Raw genomic sequence first — 20227 nt, 5'->3', positions numbered from 1 at the left:
ATAAGAGACAGCGGGTGAGTCGCCGGGCATGGCACCAAGGCCTAGCACTGAAGCGCACGCTGCGCCCCTGACGAATCGTGTGGGCGCCTGCGCGCCCGGCGTTCCTGGGGGATTCTCCCTGTACGCCAGATGGCATCTGCACGCCAACGATAGGCAGGGGCTAGAGCGGCTGTGCCACTGGAACTCTTACGTCGCGTGGCGTTTCTGGTACCTCCACTTCGGTCGAACATCACAAGAGGCCATGGCGTCTTCGCTCCGGGCGCGAAACTCCGGCCATTTCTGCTCCCTCAAGCGGGGGCAGAGCCGAAGCCGGAAGAGGCAAGCGCGCCGCCTGAGGCAGGGGCGAGGCAGGTGAGCTTGCCCGGACTCGGTGGACAGGTGCCTTGCGGCTCATGCTGCACCGGATGCCGCGGGTGGCCAACGCTCGCTGGTCGTCCGTACTTGCGTATGGGCTGCCTCGATCCGAGTGATGCACCAGCCCCGTGGCAGGACACGCAGTTACCCTCTATCTCCCTGGTTTCGCTCGGATTCGTCATCCCGCTCCATCCCACGCTGTTCCCTGGTGTGTCCCCTCAATCCACACTGGAGGGGCACACTGGGGGCACATGGCGAATCCAACCCTGACTTGAGAGCTACCCGTTCCGTTCAGGCTTCCTCGTCGGGAAGGAGCGTCTGGAGAAACTCGTCATCAGGACCGAGCGGGCGCCAGCCGGGAGGTGGTGGACTGGCGAGGAGCACATCGCGCACCTGCCGCACGCGCTCTTCATGGGTTTCTGGGGTGTACGCAGACCAGCGCCCAAGCGTCATTGCAACCTCGAAGCGGCTTGCGTCGTCCAAGATGGGCGGCCAACCGTTGGGGAGTCCATCGGCCACTTCGCGCACGAGCACGTCGCGAACGAAGCGCGTGACCCGCTTGTGCTGCTCCGCCTCGTACAGCAAGCCGCTCAACACCTGCACCGCAGCAACGTCGTTGCCCAACTCGTCGGCCAGGACGTACAGCGGAACGGCAGGGCGCGCATCGGCAAAGGCGGTCAGTGAGTCGTAGCCTCGCTCACGGACCCGTTCGTACAGGCGCGCCTTGATGTTGCCCTGCCATGCATCTCCGTCGCTCATCGTCCTCTCCCACGAGTGAAGCTCATCGGGATCCTATAGTCCCGCATACTCTTCGCGACGAGCGTCAGGATCTCGTTCCGCGTCAGAGTTCGACCCGTGGCAATCTCGGCATCGCCCAGGGCCTTCATGATCATCCTGTTCCACTCGCCGGGCCATGTGCGACCCAACTTCCAGTTCCCCCCACCGTGAATTGCCTCGTGGTGGGCCTGCTCCAGCCGGATGCAGAACTGGTCGATGTCCATGTCGCCCTTGAAGCCGCGCTGCTCGAACCACTCGCGGCGCTCCTGCGGCAGCACGTGGTGTTTCGGAGCGTCCGCCATGCCCGCCCCCGCTCTTCCCGTCACCTGCATGCCGCGCACCTCGGGGCTGTCCCCCAGCGCTTCGCGCACGCCCTTGGGCAAGTCCTGGTGCGCCTGGGCCATCGTGACCTGTCCGCCCTGAATGAGGACGGCCGCGCCGATGGCAGGCACGGAGATGACGCCCGCCTGCACGAGCCTTCGCATCATCTCCACCCACTCGGCAGAGACCACCATCCGCGAGCCCACCATGACGCCACCCGAACTCATCACGAGGCCCACGCCAAGCGTCATGGGGGCCGAGGGCGGCACGCGTGGCAGGGACATCTTCATCGTGGAGATCATCGTGACCATCTCCACCGCCTGCATCGCCGCGGTGACCTGCCCGCCAAATTTCAGGGTCTGGCGGGTCTCCCGCTGGAGGGTGTCGAACTCACGCGTCAGCTTCCCCATCAGCTCGGGCATCGCGGTCGTCGTTGCCTCCACCCGCTCCGGGTCCAGTGAGGCGAGGTCCGTCAGCGTCGGCTCCATCAACCCCTGTACGCGATACAGGTCCGCGAAGAGCTTCTCGACGCTGCACATGGGGCAGTGACGGAGCACGGCATCCGCGAGGTGCAGGAAGTCCACCCAGGTGGCCAGCAGGAGGGTCCCAAATTGGGCCGCCTGGAGTTTCGGCCCCGTCATGCGAAGCAGGCCCAACTCCATGTCCGTGTCGCCGACTTCCGAGGCCGCCTCCGTCAACACGGTGGCGCTCCCAAGCGCGCCATGAAGCCACGTCACCTGATTGGAACCCAGGTCGAGGTAGCGCGTGAAGACGCCGGTGAGGCTCCAGCCCCAGGGGTCTGGAGGACGGGCCGCCAGTTGGGTGAATGCGGCCTCGACGCCGCGCAGGGAGCCCTTCACCTCGTCCGTGGCGTCGAGGACTGCCTGCCGCGTCGATGCAGCGCTCCGGGCCCCGCCCCCCACGGCGCCGTCTCCCACGGCTGTCACGTCGTCACGCGGCTGCTGGCGGCGCAGGAGCCGTTGCTCGGGCCCAGCAAGCGCGCGCGGGAGGAAGTTCCGGGCGTGCGAAGGCTCATCGCTCGGGGTTTCCACCCAGGCGGGCGAGGAGGCGCCACGCGGCGCGTAGGTCAAGCTTTGGCCGCGTCCAGGCGCTTGCGACACGGAGGCGCATCCCGTGGCCATCAGCATCAGGGCCAGCAAGAGGGCGTCAGCGCGCATTGTCCACCCCCAGGCCCACCGAGGCGAACGCCCCCGGCCGCAGCGTCCCTTCCGGCGTGGGGAAGAGCAGCGTGCCGCCCGTCCCCATCGCGTAGAGCTGTCCGCCCAGCAATCGCCAGCGGGCTTCGGCGGCCCCCAGGTAGCGCGCCCCCGCCTGTCCCATGCCCATCCCAAGGCCCTTCAACGTCACTTCGAGGCTGCGCGCGAAGAGTTGCACCGCCACGCGCCCATCCACGTCGATGCGGCCCCACGAGAAGGCTTCCGCGCCCAGCGACAGCTTCAGGTGCCTTGAGATGCCGCCGTAGCGGACCGCGTCCCAGCCCACCTCCGCCTCGCCATAGACCGAGTACCCATCCGGGAAGTGGGCCCCCGCCAGTGGCACTCCCTCCGGCCCCGCAGCCTTGAATCGAGCCAGTTCGTAGTCCGGACCGAAGAAGCCCTGCCGGAAGCCACCCTGCTGCCTGCGCACCTCCAACCGCAGCCGCAGGTCCAGCGTGGGCGTCAACGCATCCGCGCCCGCTCCCACCACCGCACCCCATGCGCTGCCCTCACCGGGCCGTCCGCCCCAACCGGCAAGCAAGTGGGCCTCGAAGCCCGGCCGCACGACCACCACGGCGGTTCCATCCAGGTGTACCAATGTCACCGAAGAGGCCCGACCTCCGGCCTTCCCCCAGTCATGCACGGCGGAAAGCGCCAACGTGTAGCGGCCCGGTTCGCGGGGCTGGCCGAAGAGGACGTGCTTCAGGTCCAGCGCGACTTCCGCTCCCATGAGGCGCGCGCCCAGTACGTCCGAGGCGAAGGCCTGCGTGTAGAGGGGCCCCAGCGTGCCGGTGAGGAAGCCGCCCGCTGGGTGGTAGTCGGGGTTGCTTCGGTTGGAGTAACGCCGCACGAGATGCGCGGACAGCAGGCTGTAGGACTCCAGCGCGCCAAACCAGACCCCCACGGGCGCGTTGTTCGAGCCCAGCTTGAGGCCGCGCACCACCTGTCCGAAGTCCGAGAGGCTGTCCCAGTCCTGCTTCCTCACGAAACCCGTGTCTTCCCCCCACGGACGCAGTCGCACCGGAGCGCCCAGGTTGATGCCGAATTCCGGACCTCCATCCAGGACGAGCGTGGGTTCCAGTTGGACGAAGCCCTCGGTCTCACCTCTGCCTGAGTGCGGAAGGAGCACGAGTGCTGCCACCTCCAGCCGCGTCAGTGAAGACCAGGAGCGGGGCGGCTCCTTGGGGGCCGAAGCCTTGGAGTCGGGCGAAGCCGTGGCCGCTCCTCGCATGGAAAGGAGCCCCAGCCACAACACCGCCCACCCGCGGTTGCCCATTGCTCGCGCCTCCTGACTGCACTCCGGTACGGTGTGCAGAGCCCGGTCATATCCACCGAGCCCGTCTTCGATTCAAGATCATCCAAACGCTGATGGGCTACGCAGAGAGCGACAGGCCCATCCGACGCCGGAAGGGGCCCATTGGGGGCACATGACGCTGGCGGAATGAGAAAAAGCCCAGCAACCGTTTGGGATTGCTGGGCCTGATGATGTGCCGAAGGCGGGATTCGAACCCGCAACCTCCGCGTTCTGAACGCGGCGCCTCTACCAAGGTTGGGCTACCCCGGCGTGATATGTGATTGAAGTCGGGACGACTGGATTCGAACCAGCGACCTCGCGCGCCCGAGGCGCGCGCTCTGACCAGACTGAGCTACGTCCCGATGTGATGTGAGCCATCGAGGGAGGACCCGGACATGACTGAGGCCGGGTCCCCCCTCGGGAGCCCGGCCTCTGTCCATGCCCGCCCCGGAAGTACCGGGTGGCTTGGTCAGGTGCCGGGTGGACTGCCGCGGAAGGAGGCGATTGCCAGTTCCAGGCTGTCCGGAGCGGGGTCCAGGTCGGGTTGGGGATTCGGGTTCAGCTCGTTGCGCGTCGTCATGGCCACCGCTCCTTTCGCGGCCAAGAGACGCGGCGGCATTCCGGTCCTGACACGCCCCTGGACGAATCAGCCCGCGGGCTGGCGGAGCTGGCGGCGGTACTCACCGGGCGTCTTGCCGGCGTGTCGCTTGAACGCCTTCCCGAAGGCGCTGTCGGTGTCGTAGCCCACCGACTCCGCGATGGCCGTCAGGGACGCATCACCCTCCGCCATCCGCTGCATGGCCGTGTGCATCCGCCAGCGCGTGAGGTAGTTCAACGGGCTCTCGCCCACCACCTTCTGGAAGCGCGCCGCGAACGTCGAGCGCGACATGCTGGCGAGCTTCGCCATCGCCTCCACCGTCCACGGGTGCTGGGGGCGGTCGTGAAGCTGCTGCAGGACCCGGCCCAACTGCGGATCCTCCAGGGCTCGGAGCCATCCACCCTTTCCCTCGGGGAACGCTTCGACATGCGTGCGCAGCGCGTGGATGAACAGGACGTCCGCCAGCCGGGTGGCGACGAGCTCGTGTCCGGGTCGTCCCGCCTCCATCTCCGCGGCGACGAACTGGATGAGGGCTTCCACCCCTCGCGTGGCGCCGGCCCCGTCTCCCTTGACGTGCAACACCCGAGGCAGTCCCGCGAGCAGCCGGTTCAACCACGTGCCCGTGAACCCGAAGCTGAAGGAGATGAGCGTCGTCTGCGGACCACCCCCACCGTGGCGCAGGATGCCGCCACACTGGGCTCCCGTCGCGGCGTAGAGGTCGGGCAGGGGCCGTATGCGCGTCCTGGGGGCGTCCCGGAGGGCGTGCGGCGCTCCACCCAGGATGAACACCCAGTCTCCCGCCGCCAGGGCGAGGCGCTGGCCTTCGACTTCCAGCCAGCAGCTCCCGCGAGAGATGGCGTGGAAGAAGCCCGGGTGCCCGAGGTCGAGCTTGATGCCCCAAGGGGCGCTCAACTCCAGCCGGCCGTAGACCTCGGTCTTCAGTCGAAGGCTGCGAAGTGAATCCGCCAGAACGTCCATCCAGGCCTCCCGACTCGGACGATTGAACCAGAGAACTGGAGTTTCGCACATGGAGCGTCCGACGCGTCGGAACTATTCAGGAGCCATGAACAGGAACTCGTGCCCATGACTCTGGCAAAGACAATCGAGAATGACTCCGTCACGGAGGCGCGTCCCACGGCGCTTCGCGTGCTCTGGGCCGGATGGGCTTCGTCGGTTCCCGTCGTGGGCCTCGCCACGCTCGCGGTCCTCCTGGCGCCGCACGTCCGAGGCATCGGGTTCTTTCCGGTGCTTCGCTTCGCGGTCGTCACACCCGTGTGCATGCTCGTCGCGGTCGCTTCGGCATTCCTGTACCGCGCCCTCATCGGTTCATCGCGACCGCGTGTCATGCTGACCGCTGTGCTCGTCGGGCTCGCGCTGGTCGTCCTCGCCGGGATGGCGGCAGGCGGGCCTCCCGGGCTTGCCGCCGCAGCCCTTCCCGCGCTGCTCGGTGGCGCTGTCGCATTGGCCCTGCTGGTCCCGCGCTTCGTGGACCGGCCGCGCCGCTCGCGCATCGGCATCGCCGCGCTCATCGTCTTCGGTGCGCTGGAGTTCATGGGCGTCGCCCTCGCGCTCTCCAGTGAACGCGCTTCACCCATCGACATCCCGCGCACGATGTCCGACGCCGACTCCCGGTTCCTCACCCTCCCGAGCGGCGCTCGCATCCACTACGTGGACGAAGGGGAGGGTGAGACGCTCCTCTTCCTGCACGGCAACCCCGCCTGGTCATTCCAGTGGCGCGACCTCATCCGGGGGCTTCGGGGTTCGTACCGCTGCATCGCGCTCGACTACCCCGGCTTCGGCCTGTCCGACGCACCGGCTGGATTTGGTTTCACGCCGCGTGAGCAGAGCCTCGTCGTGGAGGAGTTCGTCGAACGCCTCCAGCTCCGCGACGTGACCCTGGTCATGCAGGACTGGGGCGGACCGATAGGGCTCGGATTCGCCGGGCGTCGCCCCGAACTCGTACGGCGGGTCGTGCTTGGGAGCACCTGGGCGTGGCCCACGAGTCCTGGCACACCTCGCGGCATCTTCTCCGCCATCGCCGGTGGACCCCTCGGCGAGTTCTTGCAGGTGAACTTCAATGGCTTCGCGGCGTTTGGAATCAAGAACGGGGTGGTCCGCGAGCTGCCCTCCGACGTGCTCGACGTCTACCTGCGCCCGTTCGCCCCCCTGGAGCGACGTGGCATCGCGGCGTTCTATCCAGGGCAGATCACCGGCGCGACCGAGTACTTCGCGGAGGTCGAAGCCGGCCTGCCCCGACTGGCGCAGAAGAAGGCGCTCATCTTCTGGGCACTCCAGGACCAGGGGTTTCCCCGCACGGACCTCGAGCGCTTCGAACAGACATTCCCCAACCACCGGACCCTCGAACTCCCCCACGCGAACCACTTCTTCTTCGAGGACACCGCCGAACAGCTGGTTTCGGAGCTCCACGCCTTCATGGCGGAGAAGCCGTGATCATCTCTTCAATGCAGAGTGCCAACGCGACACGTCATAACGAAAGCTTCCTGGACTCATGCGCCATGACAGAACCATGAAGAAGACATGGCGTGTTCAAGGCCTTCCACCGGCCCCGCACCCTGTAGGTTGGCGCCGTCATTGACCTGATCCGGTGCGCCCGCCATGCGTGTCCTCACCTCGACCCTCCTCGTGGAAGCTGTCACGGAACTCTCAAGGGGCTCCCGGCTCGTCCGGGCCAAGGACGTGCTCGCCTGGTGTGACCGGAACCAGGTGGACTGCCACGGAGAGGGGCTCAAGAACCAGGCGCTCTGGGATGCGGACCACGCAGAGGCAGTCGGTCCGCGCCGGCTCCTGAAGTTCAAGAGCGGCGAGTGCAAGCAGTCCCGCGTGGGCTGGGCGCTCATCGCTCACGGCGCCAAGGCGCGTGAGGCCGCGGCGCACCTGAGCTGGCGCGAGCTGCGGTGGACGGGAGAGCAGTGGGACTGGCTCGGAGGGGAGCCGCCGCCTCCACCCCGTCGCCCGTCGGTCCGGGCAGAACCGGCCCGGGTACAAGCCGTCAGGGGCTGAGCGTCCTGCTCAAGGCCGGGGGCGGACGACGTTCGGCCCCATGGGCATGATCTCGTAGCGCCCGATGGTCGTGGCGGGATCCTTCTCCAGCAGGCGGTGGACCGCTTCCACCGACTCCGCCTCGAACACCGCCATCCCGAAGACACCGGCCGGGTCCATGACGGGGCCCGCCACCACGAGCGTTCCCGCCGCGAGCTGGCCCTGGAGGAACTCGCCATGCGCGCGCATGGTGGCCTGCTCGTCGATGGTCATGGACATCGCGAAGTTGGGACGGTTCGCGATGAGGCGAAGGAAGAAGAGGCTGGAGGGCATGTCGCGATCCTGCCCCGTCTCCGTCCGCGTGTCTCAGGCCGAGACTGGCGTGACGGCGGTGGGGTGCACGAAGGCGTCCCGCTTCACGCCGTGCTTGCGGAAGTCCTGCACCGTCCGGGCGAGCGTGGCGGCCAGGAGCCCCAGGAAGGGCAGGTGTTCGCCGCCTTCGCAGGTGGCCTGTCCCGGCGTGTCCTCGGCGTCGGGGACGAAGCGCTCATCCCAGCGCACCAGGCCGAACGTTCCGTCCGCGGACACCGCGCCGTGTACCAGCGGCGTGCCCGCCTTCCGCGCGTAGTCACTGAGCAACTGGCGGCTGTCCTGGTTGTCGAATGCGTCCACCAGCAGGTCCGCGCCCTTGCAGAGCGTCTCCACGTTGTCGCGCGTGAGGCGCACGCCGAAGGCCTCCGCCTTCACGCCGTGCAGGTTGTGGAGCTGGAGCTTCAGCGCCTCCGCCTTGTTCTTCCCCACGGACGGCTTCACGTACGCCTGCGACAACAGGTTCTTCGACTCCACCCGGTCGAAGTCGATGAACACCAACGTCGCGTCCAGGTTGCGACACAGCAGGGCCGCCGTCGAACCGATGGCCCCCACCCCGCAGAAGACGATGCGCATGGCGGCCCTCAGCACGCCCCGAAGGGCACCTTCGGACGCAGGTAGATGCGCTCCTCGCCGCGCGCGCCCCGGAAGCGGTCCACGACGTAGTGCTGGAAGGCGTCCTCCCGCAGCGGGAAGCGCTGCATGCCGGGCACTCCGCCGGAGCGCACGAGCTCCACCGCGATGCGGCGCACGTCCGTGTCGCTGATCATCCGCTCCAGCTCCACCGGCACGTCCGCCGACAGTCCGTCGAAGGTGATGTTGAGCGTGGTCATGTGCGGTGCCTCCTCGAAAGCGTGGTCGTTCCGAAACCCGAGCCCCGGGACGTCGCCTCCCCGGCGTTCCTGACAGCCGGCCTGGCGCCGCCCGTTCAGGTCCGTTCTCCCGTTCCCGGACGACCGTGCACAGTGTTGGGCTCCAGGAGGGCCGCATGGAGTCGCCACGCGCACCGCAGGACTGGAACCTGACGCCCACGGAGGCCGTGGCGCTGCAGAAGCGCCTGCGTGAGCAGCTCATCCTCGAACCGCCTCCGGGCCTGAAGGTCACGCGGCTCGCGGGCGCGGACATCTCCACGGAGAAGGGCAACGACATGGGCTATGGCGGCATGGTGGTGCTGGACGCGGCGACCCTCGTGCCCGTGGCGCGGTCCGTGGCCGCGGTCCCGCTGTCCTTCCCCTACGTCCCCGGGCTGCTGTCGTTCCGCGAGCTGCCGGTGCTGGCGGCGGTCTGGGCGCGGCTGACGGTCCGGCCCGACGTGCTCGTCTTCGACGGTCAGGGCACCGCGCACCCGCGCCGGTTCGGCATCGCCTGTCATGGGGGGCTGCTCTTCGACGTGCCCTCCATCGGCTGCGCCAAGTCGCTCCTGGTGGGCACCCCCGGCAAGCTCGCGGAGCGACGCGGGGCCACCTCTCCCATCACCCACAAGGGCGAGGTGGTGGGCATGGCGGTCCGCACCCGCCAGGGCGTGAGCCCGGTGTACGTCTCCCCGGGCCACCGGATGGACCTGGAGACCGCGGTGGAGTGGGTGCTGAAGGCGAGCCCGCGCTACCGTGAGCCGGAGACGACGCGCCACGCGCACCGGCTGGTCAATGACTTCCGCCGGGCCGGCGGTGAGGCCTCGGAGCTGGAGGAGGGGAGTCCCGGATGAAGCCCGTGGGGGTGATGCTGGTGGTGGCGGGCCTGGGGCTCGTGGTGGTGGGACTGCTCGTCTGGGTGGGCGCCTTCTCCTGGTTCGGCCGGCTGCCGGGGGACATTCGCGTCGAGAGCGGGAACACCCGCGTCTTCGCCCCGCTCACGTCCATGCTGCTCCTGTCCGTGGCGCTCAGCCTGGGCGCCTGGGTGCTGCGCCGGTTCTTCTAGGCGCGAATTTCCTCTCAAGGATGGGGGCGCTCGGCGTCTGTCCGGCAGGACCTGCCTCGTCGGGTCGCCCGCCTGCTGTCCGGGCGACCAGGGAGGGGGCTGGCGGGGCGCGTCTGGGGGAGACGCCAACCGGACGGGGAGTGGATCCCCGCCCTTGAACCGCGCAGCATGCGGCCCCCGTCTTTCGGCCCCGGCCCGACATGACGTGGCATTCGGATGGACGGCTCCCAGGCCGTCAGGAGCAAGCATGCGCAGGTTGTCGTCACCGTTGAGCGAGCTGGCCCCACACTACCCGGTGGTCGTGGTGGGCTCGGGGTATGGCGGTGGCATCACCGCCAGCCGGCTGTCCCGCGCCGGCCAGCAGGTGTGCGTCCTGGAGCGCGGCCGTGAGTGGCAGCCCGGCGAGTTCCCGCGCACGCCCGCGCAGGCGGTGGCCGAGTTCCAGCTCCACTGCGCCCCGGGCCAGGGCGACCTGGACGTGGGCAGCCCCAGTGGCCTCATCGAGGTGCACCGCAACGGCGACGTGACGGTCATCAACGGCTGCGGCCTGGGCGGCACGTCGCTCATCAACGCCAGCGTGGTCATGCGGCCGGATCCGCGCGTGTTCGAGGACCCCCGCTGGCCCGAGGCCCTGCGCGCCGACGTGCACGGCCTGCTGGAGGACGGCTACGCGCACGCGGAGCTGATGCTGCGGCCCCTGCCGTACCCGGAGGACCATCCGCCGCTGCAGAAGCTCAAGACGCTGGGCATCTCCGCGGAGAAGCTGGGCGGACGGCTCCAGCGGCCGCCCCTGGCCGTGACGTTCGAGGCGGGCGTCAACGCCGCGGGTGTACGGCAGCCGGGGTGTTCGCTGTGCGGTGACTGCGCCACGGGCTGCAACACCGGCGCGAAGAACACCGTGCAGATGAACTACCTGCCGGACGCCCACGCGCACGGCGCGCGCATCTTCACCGAGGTGGCGGTGCGCGCGGTGGTGCCGGACGGAGCGAAGTGGCGCGTCTACTACCGCCCGCTGCACACCGGCCGCGAGCGCTTCGACGCGCCCGACGCGTGGCTCACCGCCGACCGGGTCGTCCTCGCGGCCGGCACCATGGGCACCGCCGAAATCCTGCTGCGCTCGCGCGAGCGCGGCCTGTCCATGTCCTCGAAGCTGGGCCACCGCTTCAGCACCAACGGCGACGTGCTGGCCTTCGGCTACAACCTGGACATGCCCGTCCACGGCGTGGGCAATGGCGAGCACAGCCACGAGTCGCGCGACCCGGTGGGCCCCTGCATCACGGGCGTCATCGACCAGCGCGACACGGCGCGGCTGGACGAGGGGATGATCATCGAGGAGGGGGCCATCCCCGGCGCGCTCGCCTCGCTGATGCCGGCGGCGCTCGCGGGCGCGGCGGCGCTGGTGGGTCAGGACACCGACGAGGGCATCCTGGACTGGGTCCAGGAGCGGCTGCGCCAGGCGGACAGCCTGGTGCGCGGCTCGGAGCACGGCGCGGTGGAGCACACGCAGACGCTGATGGTCATGTCCCACGACGAGGCCAAGGGCGAGCTGCGGCTGGAGCACGACCGCGTGCGCCTGGACTGGCCGGACGCGGGCCGCGACCCCCAGCTCATCCGCGTCGAGGAGCGCCTGCGCCGGGCCACCGCCGCGCTGGGCGGCACCTACGTGCGCTATCCGCTCTGGTCGGAGGCCTTCGGCAAGGAGGTCCTCTGCACGCACCCGCTGGGCGGCTGTGTGATGGCCGAGCGCGCCGAGGAGGGCGTGGTGGACCACGAGGGGCGTGTCTTCTCCAGCGCCTCCGGCCGCGCGGTGCATGAGGGCCTGTACGTGTCCGACGGCTCGGTGGTGCCGCGCTCGCTGGGCATCAACCCGCTGCTCACCATCTCCGCGGTCGCCGAGCGGGCCTGCGCCCTGATGGCCCGGCGCCACGGCTGGACCATCGACTACACGCCGCTGCCGGAGGCGTCCGTCCGGCAGGCTCCCGGGCACGTGGGCGTGCGCTTCACGGAGACGATGCACGGCTTCGTGTCCGGCGCGGTGGCCGCCCCGCACATGGACGCCGGAGACCCGGAGCGCGACGACGCCACGCCCCTGCGCTTCGTGCTCACCGTGACGACGGACAACCTGGATGCGACGCTGAGCGACGAGCGCCATCCCCTGAAGCTGGCGGGCATGGTGACGGCGCCCGTGCTGTCCTCGCGCCCGCTGGTGGTGACGCGCGGCGAGCTGCGCCTGATGACCCGCGAGCACGCGCGGCCGGGGGGCCAGCGGATGGAGTACCTGCTGAACCTGCTCAGCGAGGCCGGTGAGGCGTACTACCTGGAGGGCTACAAGGACCTCTTCGATGATCCGGGTCCGGACCTGTGGAAGGACACCACCACGCTCCTCGTCTCGCTGCACAAGGGCCAGGACGCCACGGCGCCGTGCATCGGCCGGGGCTTCCTGCGCCTGACGGCGGAGGAGTTCGCCCGGCAGCTCACCACCCTGCGCGTGCTCAACGCCCGCGACAGTGGGCAGCGGCTGGAGGCGCTGGCGCGCTTCGGGAGCTTCTTCTTCGGCGCCCTCTACGACACCTACGTGCGACGGATGGCTGCCTAGCGGGCGGGCATGCGGCGGACAGTGCCGCAGCCCGCAATCCCGTGCCCTCCGGGGTGGGCGTGGTCACCCTGTTTCCCACCGGGACCGACAGGGAGGACCCCCATGGCTGAAGACCGTGACCCGCAGCGCCGCTCGGGCGCACCCCAGGACGAGGAGCGTGCTGAGGAGCATCGCGAGCCGTCCATCGAAGAGCGGCGTGCGCGGCGGAGCGCGATGCGGGCGAGTCAGACGTATGCCCGCTTCATCGATCATCTGTGCGACCGGGGAGGCATGTCTCCCAGCGTCGCCCAACAGGCGGCCGTCTCCGTCCTCTGTGGACTGGAGCAGCGCATCTACGCCGACGAGGCGCACGACCTGGAGGCCCAGCTTCCGCGCAAGCTCACGGAGCTGCTCCACCGCTGCGAGCGCCACGACGCCGAAGCCCGGCCGGAGCGGTTCGGGAAGGACGAGCTGCTCAAGCAGGTGGGGGAGGACCTCGCCCTGAATCCGGACGCGGTGGAGCCGGTGGTGCGCGCGGTGATGGACTCCATCCGGCATCTGATCAGCGAAGGTGAGGCGGAGGACGTGAGCGCCCAGCTGCCGCAGGACATCCGCCACCTTTGGCTGCCGACGATGTGAGCCCTGGTAGTAAGGTCTCCGGCGCACCCTGCCGGAGACCTACCTCATGGCCCTCGACGATGACTTCAGCGCTGCCCAGACCCGGGTGAAGACGCTGTCCAAGGCTCCCTCGAACGACACGCTCCTGGAGCTGTACTCCCTCTACAAGCAGGGCACCGAAGGGGACGTGCAGGGCAAGCGCCCCGGCATGCTCGATCTCAAGGGGCGCGCGAAGTACGACGCCTGGGCCGGCCGCAAGGGCCTGGCGAAGGACGCCGCGAAACAGCAGTACGTGGCGCTGGTGGACCGACTGCTGCGCGGTTAGTCGTTGTCCATGCCCCGCTGGCTCAGCCTCGCGTTGTTCCTCGTGCCGGTCACCTCGCTGCTCGCGGTGGCGCACGTCTACCTGTACCGCCGCCTCGTGCGCGACTTGACCGCGCGCAAGGCGCCGCGCCGCGCGGGCATCGCGCTCTTCGTCGGAGGCTTCGTTGGCTCCGTGGGTGCGCGAATGATTGGCGCGATGCTGTCCTCGGAGGCGGCGCGCGTCAGCGGCATCGTGCTGCTGCTGTGGATGGGGCTGGTGCTCTACCTGTTCATGTTCACCCTGGCGTTGGACGTCGGGCAGCGGGTGGTCGCCCGCGCGCGCAAGGCGCCGGAGCCTCCGTCGCCGGAGCGCCGTGCCTTCCTCGCGAAGGGGCTGGCGGCGGGCGCCACCGTGGCCGGCGCGACGGTGAGCACCTACGGCTCCTGGAAGGCCTTCCATCCACCGGACGTGCGCGACATCCCGGTGCGGCTGGCGCGGCTGCCCAAGGCGCTGGAGGGCTTCACGCTGGTGCAGCTCAGCGACATCCACATTGGCGGGGTGTTGCAGCGCCGCTTCGTGGACGAGCTGGTGGCGCGCACCAACGCGCTCAAGCCGGACCTCATCGCGGTGACGGGCGACCTGGTGGACGGCACCGTGCCGGCGCTGGGGCGCTACGTGGAGGGCTTCGGCGCGCTCAAGGCGCGGCACGGCGCGTACTTCATCACCGGCAACCACGACTACTACTCGGGCGCGGCCGCGTGGGTGGCGTTCGTCCAGGGGCTGGGCATCACCGTGCTGCGCAACCGCGCCGTGTCCATCGGTGACGCGGGTGCGTCCTTCGACCTGGCGGGCGTGGACGACTGGAGCGCGCACAAGCTGGGCGAGCCCGGCTACGACCTGGACGCGGCGCTGCGCGGGCTGCGGCCGGACCGCGCGTCGGTGCTGCTGGCGCACCAGCCCTCCAACTTCGAGGAGGTCGCCCGCCGCGACGTGGGCCTCCAGCTCTCAGGGCACACGCACGGCGGACAGATGTTCCCCGGCAACGTGCTGGGACAGCTCATCTGGGGCGATCAGAACGCGGGCCTGAGCCAGCTGGGCCAGTCCCACCTCTACGTCAGCCGGGGGTGCGGCTTCGTGGGCCCGCCCATGCGCGTGGGCGCGCCGCCGGAGATCGCCCGCATCATCCTGCTCCCCGGCTGAGCCCGGGCCGGCCGTACAGCAGCCCCGAGGCAATGCGCAGCGGCGCGGCCCACGGGGGCTCGTGCCGCACGGGGATGTCCTCCCCGTCGACGCGGGCCACCATGCCGTCGGGCGCGACCACGGAGAAGCGCAGCGGCCGGCCCAGCGCCGCCTGCAACGCGGCCATCGTCGTTTCGTCCTCCGCGGAGAAGCCGAGCGGCCCCTCCGGATGGCTGTGGGTCACCTCCACCAGCGTGTCCCGCAGGCGCCAGATGGCCTCCCACCGCTCCCGCGAGTCCGGCAGCGCGTGGGGATCATCGAACGAGTCCCCCCACAGCACCTCGTCTCCGGGACCGATGAGCAGACACACCTCACGCGTCGACATGACCGTCTTCCCTTTCCGTCCTCAGGCATGCCGGGTGATGACCAGCTCGCCCGTGTCGATGGCTTCCTTCAGCACGGACGGCAGGCTCTCCAGCGTCACCCGTGCGTCCGCGCCCGCCAGGCACACGCCCGCGTCGCGCACCCGCAGCGTCGCGCTCTCCACCACCGTGACGAAGCGCTCGCCCATGAAGGCGTAGACCACCTCCATCAGCCCCCCGCCCAACCGGCGATGGCTGATCAACCGCGCGCCGGCCTTGTCCAGCGCGCGCTCCGCCCACGCGCCGACCTCCGCCTCCGCGCGCTGACGCTCCCCGGCCGTGACGCCCCTCCGCTCCCACGTCTCCAGCGTCCGCGCCGTCTCGCGCGCCGCCGCCTCCCAGCGGGCTTCCTGCGCCGCGCGCTCCCGAACTGTCAGAGCCTGCGCCGTCTCACGGGCCTCCGCCTCCCAGCGGGCCTCCTGCTCCGCCTTCTGGCGCAAGAAGCGGGCTCGCTCATCCGCGAGCCGCCGCAGGCATCGCTCCGCCTCCGCGCGTCCGCCCCAGGCCACGTCGAGCACGCGCGCGCGGGCCTCCACGGGCGCGAAGGGGATGCCCGTGCCGCGCGACGCGGACTCCAGCACCGAGAAGCCGAACGCCGCGCGCAGGGACGCCCCCACGCCGCGCGCTTCCCCCAGGGGACGGTCCTCCTCGAGCGCACGCCGCGCGAGTTCCTCTGACTCTCCCTCGAACTCCACGCCCTCGAAGAGCAGCGTGCCGTCATGCCAGCGGCGCGCCGTCACCGGCGACAGGCGCGGCGGCTCCTCCTCCGGCATCAGCGCCAGGGGCTCCGCCACCGCGCCCTCGCGCACCAGCCGCGTGCCCCACAGGTGTCCGCGCACACGAGGCAGCGCGTCCAGCCCTTGCGCGGAGGCAGGCTCGCGCGCGGTGGCCTGGCGGCCCTTCAGTTCGAAGCGCCACCAGCCCGGTTCGACGGGCGTGGTGATGCGCAGGCGGCGTGAAGGCGCGTCCACGGTCCCGCCGCCGAAATACGGCAGCACCGCCGACTCCACCTTCCCGAGCAGCTTCCGGTAGTCCACGCCCCTGCCTCCTTCACGCCACCTTCAGCAGGGGCGTGCTCATCACCCGATCCACCCAGCCGGACTGGCTGGCCCCCGCCACACGCGGCGCGTCCATCAGCGCCTGGAGCACGCGCGGCACCTGGTAGGGGTCCGCGAACTGCCCCACGCTCACCTCGCTGAAGGGCACGCCCAGCTGCGACGCTCCCGTGCGCACGGTGTTGCCGCGCGCCCCCGCCACGTTCACCAGCAGCGCCATCGCCGCCACCGTGTAGCCGCACCCACGGAAGGCCCGCGCGAACTGGTCGCCGGCCTCGCCCGCTTCGTCGCCCACCACCATCACCACCAGCTTCGCCTCCTCCGGGATGCGCACACCCGCGCGGTGCAGCGCGTGCACCGCCGCCCCGTGCACCGTGCCGCCCGACGCCTTCAGTCCGGCCAGCATGTGCTGCACCGCCGTGCGGCTGGCCGCCTTGGGCTGCAACACCGTGCCCATCGTGTCGAACGCCGCGACGTGCAGCTTGTCCAGCGGGAAGCCCGCGAGGATCCGCGACAGCGCTTCCTTCGACTGCTCGATGGCGCCCTCCATCGACCCCGACTTGTCGATGAGGAACATCACCCGCACGTCCGCCTCCGCCGTCGCCTCGGCCACCGCCTGGCGCACGGCGTTGTCGCTCGCCTCCTCCAGCTTGCGGCGCAGGTCCTCGCCCCGGACGTTCTTCGCGATGTTCAGCGAACGCTGATCCGTGGCGCGCGACACCGCCCGCTCCCAGCGCGCCTTCACGCTGGCCTCCTGCAGCAGGCCCAGCTCCTCCAGCGTGGGTGTCATCAGCCGCAGGTCGCGGTCCGACAGCGACGGCAAGAGCGCCGCCAGGATGGCCGGCGTGAGCCCCACGTCCTTCGGCAGGCGGCCCACGACCTCCTTGTAGGAGAGGCGCTCCAGTTCAATCCATTCGCAGATCTCCGCCTCGCTGAGGCCGTCGAAGCGCTCGCGCTTCACCAGCGTGAGCCCGTGCAGGCCCACCTCGCGGTGGCCGGCTTCCGCCTGCTTCTGCTTCCAGCCGAGCACCTCGAAGAAGCCCTGGGACGCGGGCTTGTAGCCGGCCTTGCGCGCCAGCTTCTTCAGCGTCTCCTTGTAGCCGGCCTTCACCAGGCCCTGGAGCATGGGCAGGTTCGCCTCGCGCGCGGCGAGCCACTTCTGCGCCACGCGCTTCCAGCGGCCCAGGGGCGGCTTGCGCGACGCGGGGTCTCCGAAGCCCGCCGCGCGGTTGAGGCGCGCGATCTCCGGCGTCTCCAGCAGCTCCGCCACGCGCAGCACCGCCTTGGGCGTGAGCATGCGCGTGGAGCGGCGCACGTAGTGCAGCACCATGGCCTCGCCGATGGAGCGGTAGTCGTCGTCGTGGAAGGCCACCTGGCCCTGGCCGTCGCGCACGGGCAGGCCCGCGTGCTCCTGCACCAGCATCAGCGCGCACGTCGCCACCTTCAGGTCGCGCCAGTCCGTCTGCGTCAGCGCGTACGACGCGAAGTGCGCCATCAGCGTGGGGTTGAGGCGGTACAGCTCCAGCAGCTGGCCGTACAGCTTCACCGCCGCGGGCACGAACAGGCCGGGGGCCACCTTGCGCCCACGCGCCTGCGCCTTCGCGTCCGCGTGCGCCGCCGCGACCCAGGTGCCGGCCACGTCCAGGCCGGGGCGGTGGTGCCACAGGTGCGCGGAGCCGCCGAGCACCACGTCGAGCAGTCGCTCGGCCGGTCCCCGCTGCGTCTCCGTCAGGGTCGTCTGGGTGCGCGTGGTCATGACAGTCCCCCTTTCGGGGCTCCGGGCAAGGGCATGCCCGGGAAGGGCAGGCGAGGGTGGGAGGGAAAGGTGAGCGCCCGAGTGAAGAAGCCGGTGTCTGAAACCCAAGTTCAGTGCCGGACCGCCGGCGGCCCCCCGCCTTGCGAGCGGAGGGGTGGAGTTGAACCACGGCGTGTAGGGCCTCTTCGGCCGGGCGCTCGAAAGCGATGCCCCCTCCGACGTCTTCCTGGTCGGGTTCCTGACGGGGCATTTCCCTCGGGTTTTGAAGGCGTCCCCCCGCCTCCTTGAAGGGCCCCGGGAGGTTGTTCTCTTTTTCGAAAAGGCCCGTCAGGAACCCGCGGCGGGTCGCGTCGAGGGCTTCAGGTGCTCCCGACTGTCCGGTGGTTCCGGCACGCGGGGGCCCCACGACTTCTTGGGAGGCTGTCCGCGGATGCCAACGTGGTACCTTGCCGTGCCACATCCCCGTAACCCAACCTCCCGGGATGACGGCCGTCCCGGGGCAGCCTCCAGGGCCTCCCGGTGTACGAGCAGCTCACGGATGAGGAATTGTTCGCGGAGGTGTCCCGCCGCCGCGCCTCGGGCGAGGCCGTGGGCACCCCGTTGGGCGCACTCTGCGCACGGTGGGCCCGCCCGGCCCGCTACGTCATTGGCAGGATCCAGAGCAGCTACGGGCGCGGGTCCCCGGCGGACGCCGACGAGCTCTTCCAGGACGCGGTGGGGAAGTTCCTCGACCGGGGCCTGGACCAGTTCCGCGGCGTGTCCGAACAGATGCCGGGCAGGAGCGCGTCGCCCAAGACGTTCTTCCTGCGCATCGTCAAGCATGTCGCCATCGACTTCTACCGGCGACACCGGGAGGAGCTGGCGCCCGCGCCGTCTTCACCCGACGACGTCATGGAAGAGACCCCGTCCGAGGTGGCCCGGGCGGTGGAGGGCGCACGGCGTCGCGAGGAGCGCGCCGAAGCGCAGGAACTGTATTGGGCCGCCTACGCCAGGCTCCAGCAGGAGCACCCCAAGGAGGCTTCCGCATGGGAGCTGTATCACCACGAGGACGTGGAGGATCACGAGGAATGCGCACGCCGTTTGGACATCAGCGTGGTGAACTCGTACAAGCGCGTCAGCCGCGCCCAGGCATACCTGCGCCTGTACCTGCTCGAGTTGCAGCGGGACGGACAGCCGGAAGAGCCTTCGTGATTTCCCTCGGAGGGATGCTGCCCTTCGCTCCACTCGGGATGTCACGATGAAGACAGACGCGCTGTCCCGCTATCAGGCCCGGTTCGCGCGCCTCGCCGCGGGCCCCGCCCCGGTGGGCGAGCTGTTGGAGGGGGTGGGGGACGTGCTGCGGCGCTCGGACCGGCTCGGCACCGAAGGGGTGGAGGAGGCCTTGAAGGGCCTGGGCCGCCCGGAAGTGGAAGCCTGGCTGCGAGCGCAGAAACCGCAGGCGCTCCAACCGCTGCTGCTGCGCGCCGCCGAGGAGTCGATGGAGGCCGCGCTGGGCGAAGCCGGTGACGAAGCGGAGCTGTGGCGCGCTTCGGCGCTGGAAGGACTCGCCGCCCGCGACCGGGCCGCCTCCGCCGCCCGCGCATTGATTACCTGGGAGCTCTTGAAGGGCCCGCTGGAAGGGGACGCCGCCGCCGCCCGCGAGCGCTTCCTCGGAGCGCTGGGCCACCTGGACACCTCGCTGCGCCCCCGCGCACGCTGGTTCATCCCCCTCAACGCCGAGCGCCGCGCCGAGTGCGACCTGCTGGACCCCGTGGAGCGCCCCGGCGCCTGGTGGTTCTCCGCCCGGGCCGGCTGCGATGACCTGGTGGCGACCTGGACGGGCAAGCCGCTGAAGGACCCCGCCCACCTGAAGGACTGCGCCGCATGCCGCGCGGACCGGGTGGACACCGCGGTGGTGGACACGCCGCCCCGGCGGCACCTCACCGACGACGAGCTGTGGCGGCTGGACGCGGGCGAGATGGGCCGCGAGGAGAAGGCGCGCGTGGAAGCGCACACGGCCCAGTGTGGCGAGTGCGCGCAGGCGGTGCTGGCGCTGGAGGAAGGCGACGCCGCCATCGACGAGGCGCTGGAGCTGGAGGAGGAAGGGATGTCCGCTCCGCGCGCGGCGCGGGACTCCCGTGCGGACGGTGCCCGTCGTCCGGGCGCGGCCCGCCTGCCGGAGCACCGCGAGGTGCTGGAGGAGCGGCGCGACTTCCGCGTGGTGCTGGTGCGCGAGCGTCAGCGGGTGCGGCTGCTGGTTCAACCCCTGGGCTCGCGGCCCGTGACGGCCGCCGTGTTCCTGTCGCCCGGGCGTCCGTCGCTCAAGCCGACGCAGGGGCCGGAGGGGCTGTCCTTCGACCTGTCGACGGCGGTGGCCACTGGCGCGCACGCGGCCCACCTGACGGTGCAGGCCGGGCAGGAAACGCTGGAGCGCGACATCGCCTTCTAGCGGCGCGGGGCCACGCGGGCCGGTGGGATGATCCCGCCCGGCC

20 protein-coding genes and 2 tRNA genes are annotated in these 20227 nt (G+C 70.3%); 10 read left to right on the top strand and 12 right to left on the bottom strand.

What is annotated here, in order from left to right; genetic code table 11:
* Window positions 1-645: 645 nt before the first annotated feature.
* From D7V97_RS20585 to D7V97_RS20560, 6 genes are all read right to left on the bottom strand, one after another.
* Window positions 646-1113, bottom strand: a complete 468-nt coding sequence (locus tag D7V97_RS20585) for an NUDIX hydrolase (protein ID WP_120612354.1) — start codon at window positions 1111-1113, stop codon at window positions 646-648.
* Entirely contained in the window at window positions 1110-2630 is a 1521-nt protein-coding gene (locus D7V97_RS20580; RefSeq protein ID WP_120612353.1) for a DUF2380 domain-containing protein, read from the bottom strand. The genes D7V97_RS20585 and D7V97_RS20580 overlap by 4 nt, the downstream gene beginning before the upstream one ends.
* Window positions 2620-3945 carry a hypothetical protein gene (locus tag D7V97_RS20575; RefSeq protein WP_199728883.1) on the bottom strand — a complete coding sequence of 442 codons (1326 nt, stop codon included), beginning with the start codon at window positions 3943-3945 and terminating at the stop codon, window positions 2620-2622. The genes D7V97_RS20580 and D7V97_RS20575 overlap by 11 nt, the downstream gene beginning before the upstream one ends.
* 212 nt (window positions 3946-4157) lie before the next feature.
* Window positions 4158-4233 (bottom strand) — tRNA-Leu (locus tag D7V97_RS20570).
* 17 nt (window positions 4234-4250) lie between these two features.
* Window positions 4251-4325: transfer RNA gene (locus D7V97_RS20565), tRNA-Pro, on the bottom strand.
* A 284-nt stretch (window positions 4326-4609) separates the two neighbouring features.
* A complete protein-coding gene (locus D7V97_RS20560) occupies window positions 4610-5539 on the bottom strand; it encodes an AraC family transcriptional regulator (protein ID WP_158623415.1) in 930 nt (309 codons plus the stop codon).
* Window positions 5540-5644: 105 nt separating this feature from the next.
* Here D7V97_RS20560 and D7V97_RS20555 point away from each other — a divergent pair, with 105 nt between their 5' ends.
* Together D7V97_RS20555 and D7V97_RS20550 are read left to right on the top strand one after the other, a co-directional pair.
* A complete protein-coding gene (locus D7V97_RS20555; RefSeq protein ID WP_120612351.1) occupies window positions 5645-7012 on the top strand; it encodes an alpha/beta fold hydrolase in 1368 nt (455 codons plus the stop codon).
* Window positions 7013-7177: 165 nt separating this feature from the next.
* Complete coding sequence (locus D7V97_RS20550; protein WP_120612350.1) at window positions 7178-7582, top strand: hypothetical protein; 405 nt, start codon at window positions 7178-7180, stop codon at window positions 7580-7582.
* Between the two features lie 9 nt (window positions 7583-7591).
* Here the strand turns inward: D7V97_RS20550 and D7V97_RS20545 are convergent, their stop codons facing one another.
* From D7V97_RS20545 to D7V97_RS20535, 3 genes are read right to left on the bottom strand one after another with little or no spacing between them, the layout of a single operon-like run.
* Window positions 7592-7894, bottom strand: coding sequence for a YciI family protein (locus D7V97_RS20545; RefSeq protein WP_120612349.1), 303 nt, complete (start codon window positions 7892-7894; stop codon window positions 7592-7594).
* A gap of 33 nt (window positions 7895-7927) precedes the next feature.
* On the bottom strand, window positions 7928-8506 hold the full coding sequence (locus D7V97_RS20540; protein WP_120612348.1) for a ThiF family adenylyltransferase: 579 nt from the start codon (window positions 8504-8506) through the stop codon (window positions 7928-7930).
* An 8-nt stretch (window positions 8507-8514) separates the two neighbouring features.
* Entirely contained in the window at window positions 8515-8763 is a 249-nt protein-coding gene (locus D7V97_RS20535; RefSeq protein WP_120612347.1) for a hypothetical protein, read from the bottom strand.
* Between the two features lie 155 nt (window positions 8764-8918).
* On the opposite strand from D7V97_RS20535, the gene nfi reads away from it, so the two are divergent.
* The 6 genes from nfi to D7V97_RS20505 all read left to right on the top strand — a co-directional run bounded on the left by nfi (window position 8919) and on the right by D7V97_RS20505 (window position 14544).
* Window positions 8919-9635, top strand: a complete 717-nt coding sequence (nfi, locus tag D7V97_RS20530) for a deoxyribonuclease V (protein ID WP_120612346.1) — start codon at window positions 8919-8921, stop codon at window positions 9633-9635.
* Entirely contained in the window at window positions 9632-9847 is a 216-nt protein-coding gene (locus tag D7V97_RS20525) for a DUF2905 domain-containing protein (RefSeq protein ID WP_120612345.1), read from the top strand. Before nfi ends, D7V97_RS20525 begins: the two co-directional genes overlap by 4 nt.
* A 247-nt stretch (window positions 9848-10094) precedes the next feature.
* On the top strand, window positions 10095-12443 hold the full coding sequence (locus D7V97_RS20520) for a GMC family oxidoreductase N-terminal domain-containing protein (RefSeq protein WP_120612344.1): 2349 nt from the start codon (window positions 10095-10097) through the stop codon (window positions 12441-12443).
* A gap of 102 nt (window positions 12444-12545) precedes the next feature.
* On the top strand, window positions 12546-13061 hold the full coding sequence (locus D7V97_RS20515) for a DUF2267 domain-containing protein (protein ID WP_120612343.1): 516 nt from the start codon (window positions 12546-12548) through the stop codon (window positions 13059-13061).
* A 46-nt stretch (window positions 13062-13107) separates the two neighbouring features.
* Window positions 13108-13365 (top strand): acyl-CoA-binding protein, encoded by a 258-nt coding sequence (locus tag D7V97_RS20510; protein ID WP_120612342.1) that lies wholly within the window; start codon window positions 13108-13110, stop codon window positions 13363-13365.
* Window positions 13366-13374: 9 nt separating this feature from the next.
* Window positions 13375-14544: a metallophosphoesterase gene (locus tag D7V97_RS20505; protein ID WP_120612341.1), complete on the top strand. Its 1170-nt coding sequence runs from the start codon at window positions 13375-13377 to the stop codon at window positions 14542-14544.
* Here D7V97_RS20505 and D7V97_RS20500 read toward each other — a convergent pair.
* From D7V97_RS20500 to D7V97_RS20490, 3 genes are read right to left on the bottom strand one after another with little or no spacing between them, the layout of a single operon-like run.
* Window positions 14525-14908, bottom strand: coding sequence for a hypothetical protein (locus D7V97_RS20500; RefSeq protein WP_120612340.1), 384 nt, complete (start codon window positions 14906-14908; stop codon window positions 14525-14527). The two genes, D7V97_RS20505 and D7V97_RS20500, sit on opposite strands and share 20 nt — an antisense overlap.
* Window positions 14909-14929: 21 nt before the next feature.
* The gene (locus D7V97_RS20495) at window positions 14930-15982 is read right to left on the bottom strand and encodes a hypothetical protein (protein ID WP_120612339.1); all 1053 of its coding nucleotides are present in this window, start codon (window positions 15980-15982) and stop codon (window positions 14930-14932) included.
* Between the two features lie 13 nt (window positions 15983-15995).
* Window positions 15996-17756, bottom strand: a complete 1761-nt coding sequence (locus D7V97_RS20490) for a VWA domain-containing protein (protein ID WP_120612338.1) — start codon at window positions 17754-17756, stop codon at window positions 15996-15998.
* Between the two features lie 519 nt (window positions 17757-18275).
* On the opposite strand from D7V97_RS20490, the gene D7V97_RS20485 reads away from it, so the two are divergent.
* Together D7V97_RS20485 and D7V97_RS20480 are read left to right on the top strand one after the other, a co-directional pair.
* On the top strand, window positions 18276-18947 hold the full coding sequence (locus D7V97_RS20485; RefSeq protein WP_120612337.1) for an RNA polymerase sigma factor: 672 nt from the start codon (window positions 18276-18278) through the stop codon (window positions 18945-18947).
* A gap of 46 nt (window positions 18948-18993) precedes the next feature.
* Window positions 18994-20184 carry a hypothetical protein gene (locus tag D7V97_RS20480; RefSeq protein ID WP_120612336.1) on the top strand — a complete coding sequence of 397 codons (1191 nt, stop codon included), beginning with the start codon at window positions 18994-18996 and terminating at the stop codon, window positions 20182-20184.
* The last annotated feature ends 43 nt before the right edge of the window (window positions 20185-20227 follow it).

Source organism: Corallococcus sp. CA053C (assembly GCF_003611675.1).
In the GTDB taxonomy this organism is placed as follows: domain Bacteria; phylum Myxococcota; class Myxococcia; order Myxococcales; family Myxococcaceae; genus Corallococcus.
This window is presented reverse-complemented; position numbering and strand designations above follow the sequence as displayed.